3 protein-coding genes are annotated in these 3,348 nt (G+C 70.8%); 1 reads left to right on the top strand and 2 read right to left on the bottom strand.

The window, feature by feature from the left end; genetic code table 11:
• Window positions 1-1,670 (bottom strand): adenylate/guanylate cyclase domain-containing protein (locus tag EQG76_RS07105; RefSeq protein WP_159711909.1); only part of this gene is annotated, 1,670 nt, incomplete at its 3' end.
• A 197-nt stretch (window positions 1,671-1,867) separates the two neighbouring features.
• On the opposite strand from EQG76_RS07105, the gene EQG76_RS07100 reads away from it, so the two are divergent.
• The gene (locus tag EQG76_RS07100) at window positions 1,868-2,737 is read left to right on the top strand and encodes a metallophosphoesterase family protein (protein WP_159711907.1); all 870 of its coding nucleotides are present in this window, start codon (window positions 1,868-1,870) and stop codon (window positions 2,735-2,737) included.
• A gap of 41 nt (window positions 2,738-2,778) precedes the next feature.
• Here EQG76_RS07100 and EQG76_RS07095 read toward each other — a convergent pair.
• On the bottom strand, window positions 2,779-3,348 hold a 570-nt coding region (locus EQG76_RS07095; RefSeq protein ID WP_235031242.1), incomplete at its 5' end, for a Gfo/Idh/MocA family protein.

Below are 3,348 nucleotides of genomic sequence, written 5' to 3'. Positions count from 1 at the left end.
TCATGCCCGCGCTCCAGCACCTCGACCGCGCGATCGTGCTCCCCGTTCAGCGAGAAGGCGAGCCCGGCGGTGATGCGGTCGCTGGTGGCGGGGTTCGGGTCCAGGCGCAGGGCCTGCTCGACCGCCGCCGCCGCACCGGCGTGATCGCCGGCGAACATTAGCACGAAGCCCAGCGTGGCAAAGGCCGCCGCATCCCCTGAGCCCAGCTCCACCGCGCGCTTGGCCGAGGCCACCGCCTCGTCGTAGCGCCGGTCCACGACCTGCAGGATTGCCAGCACCGCATCGGGCACCGCCGACGCCGGGTCGAGCCCGCTGGCCCGGCCTGCCATGTCGTAGGCGAGCTGGCGCGCCACCGGCCCGGGCAGCACGTCATCGTAATCGTTGCGCCAGACATAGGTGGCGGTCCGGGCGACCGCCGCCATGGCGTCGGCGAACTCCGGATCCTCCCGGATCGCCTTCTGGTAGAAGAACAGCGCCTCGCGCAGGCGCGCCTTGGAGCCGACCCGGGCGGCCTGCTCCGCCCGCAGGAAATAGTCATAGGCTTCCAGGTCTCGGGTCGGGAACCGGTCGAGGCGCTGTTCCTCCGGTGGCGTCAGCTCCACCTCCAGTGCGGCCACCACCCGGTGGATCACCTCGTCCTGCACGGCGAACACATCGCCGGCCTGCCGGTCGAAGCGGGCGGCCCAGAGCTGGTCGCCGGTATGGGGGTCGACCAGCTGGGTGTTGATACGGACCCGCTCACCTGAGCGGCGCACGCTGCCCTGGACGACGTAGCGCACGCCCAGCTCCTGGGCGATGTCGCGGAGCAGGACCGGCTGGTCCTTGTAGGCGAACACCGAGTTGCGCGCGATCACCGACAGGCCGGAGAGCTTGGCGAGGTCGGTGATCAGGTCGTCGGTCATGCCGTCGGCGAAGTAATCATCCGCGCTGGAGCCGCTCATGTTGGTGAACGGCAGGACCGCGACGGTGGGCTTGGCGCGCTGGCCGAGCTCGTCCATCGGCAGCTGCCACACCAGGAGCAGCGCCATGCCCAGCACCGGAGCAGCACCCAGGAGCAGCGAGCGCAGGGTCGGCCGGCGCAGCCGGGGCAGGGGCAGGCGCCGCCCGGGCGGCGGCATGCCGCCCATGCGCACCCGCCAGGTCCGCACCGGCCGCCGGATGCTCTTGACCTGGTGCTCGCCGGCAAAGTCCAACGGCAGGTCGATCCGGCCCTGGAGGTGCTCGTAGGCGGCGCTGGACAGGAGCACGCCGCCGGGCTGGCAGAGCTGCTCCAGGCGGGCGGCGACATTGACCGCGTCGCCGTACAGATCGCCCTCCTCGACCACCACGTCGCCGAGATTGATCCCGATCCGGAACACGATGCGCCGCTCCGGCGGCACCTTCGCCTGCAGCCCGCCCACCGCCTGCTGCACGGCCACGGCGGCGCGAACCGCGTCCACCACCGAGGCGAACTCGGCCAGAAAGCCGTCGCCGGTGAGCTTGACGATCGTGCCACGGTGCTCGGCCAGGATCGGGGCGATCACCTCCTTGCGCAGGTCGCGCACGGCGGCCAGCGCTGCGGCCTCGTCCGCCTCGACCAGGCCGGAATAGCCCACCACGTCGGCCACCATGATCGCGGCCAGCCGCCTCTCCGGGCGGGCCTTGTCCTTGTCGTTGGCCGGCTGCGGCATGCGCTCCACGCTACCTCGCCCGCGACTGCGCCAGTCGTCCTCCCGCGCCCAGTCGTCCTCCCGCATCGAGGGCGACGAGTATGTACCTTCCGGGGCGAATGCGACACTGCCTTCGGCATCCGCCGCGGTCGGACCGGTTCATTTCGGGCCGGCCCGCCCCAACTGCTCACCTGGTCCACCTCTCTAGATCGGCCCGCATGCGCCTGCTCGCGATCAGCGACCTCCATCTCGGCAGCCCCGTCAACCGCGACGCCCTGGCGGCCCTGCCGGACTTCCCCGAGGACTGGCTGATCGTCGCCGGCGACGTAGCCGAGAGCCTGCGGCGGATCGGCGAAGGCTTCGCCGCCCTGCGCCGTCGCTTCGCGGAGGTGATCTGGGTTCCTGGCAACCACGAGCTCTGGTCGGTCGGCGAGGAGGCGGAGCTGCGCGGCCAGGCGCGCTACGGAGCACTGGTGGAGCTGGCGCGCAGCCATGGCGTGCTCACACCCGAGGACCCGTTCGCGATCTGGACGGGCCCAGGCGGGCCGGTGCGGATCGTGCCGCTGTTCACCCTCTACGACTACAGTTTCGCTCCGCCCGGCATGGGCCCGGCCCAGGCGGTCGCCTGGGCGCAGGCCGACGACATCTGGCCGGTCGACGAGGTCCGCCTGTATCCGGACCCCTATCCCTCGCGCGATGCCTGGTGCCGGGCGCGGGTGGCGGCGAGCGTGTGCCGGCTGGAGGCGCTGGAGCCGGGCCTGCCCAACCTGCTGGTCAGCCACTGGCCGCTGCGCGAGGAACTGGTGCGCATCCCGCGCGTCCCGCGCTTCGCGCCCTGGTGCGGGACCCGGGCCACCGCCGACTGGCCCAGGCGGTTCAACGCGCTGGCCTGCGTCCATGGCCATCTGCACGTGCGGGAGCGGCGCTGGCTGGATGGGGTACGCTACGAGGAGGTGTCGCTGGGCTACCCCCGGCAATGGCAGCCGGAGCGCGGGATGGCCGCCTATCTCCGCCAGGTGCTGCCGCTGGAGGAGGGCGCGCCGTGCAGCATCGGCCCTGCACGCGCCCCCGCCACGCCCGCTTCCTGAAGTCGTCCCGCAGCCGGGCCGCGGGACGACATGGGGAAGGCTCAGAGATCGATCGACCGCTTCTCGTCGATCGACTGCTGGGCGGCCAGCACGATCTTCAGGCTGTTGACGGCATCGGCCATGGACTCGGTGAGGTCGACGTCCTCGACGATCGTCTTCAGGAACCAGGCCTGCTCGCGGTCGCACAGCTCCTGGTGCGAGGGCTCGTCCTCGGTCGAGATCCACTCGTCCTTGCGCTTGAAGTGGTTGTTCTCGTCCAGTTCGGCGTGGTGCAGCTTGATCGCGTTGGTCTTGGTGTGCTGGTCGATGTCGGCCGAATCGGAGATCTGGTCGGTCTTGGCCTCGCTCTGCCCCTCCTGGGGCTTGTAGGCGATGCTGGCCGAGCCGTTCGGGCCCACGATGTCCTTCACGAAATAGGCGACCTCGGACATCATCGGGCCCCAGCCGGCCTCGTACCAGCCGACCGAGCCGTCGTCGAACTGCACGTGCAGATGGCCGTAGTTCTGGACCTTGGTCTCGGCCGACAGCTTGGCGCCGATGCCGTGGACCCGCACGGGCTTGGCCCGGGTGAGCTGGCACATCACGTCGACATAATGGACCCCGCAATCCAC

This window comes from Geminicoccus flavidas, assembly GCF_009806515.1.
In the GTDB taxonomy this organism is placed as follows: Bacteria; Pseudomonadota; Alphaproteobacteria; order Geminicoccales; family Geminicoccaceae; genus Geminicoccus; species Geminicoccus flavidus.
This window is presented reverse-complemented; position numbering and strand designations above follow the sequence as displayed.

Excerpts from the sequence above, each read along its gene's own strand:
- EQG76_RS07100 (WP_159711907.1), top strand. The coding sequence starts at position 1,868 with ATGCGCCTGCTCGCGATCAGCGACCTCCATCTCGGCAGCCCCGTCAAC.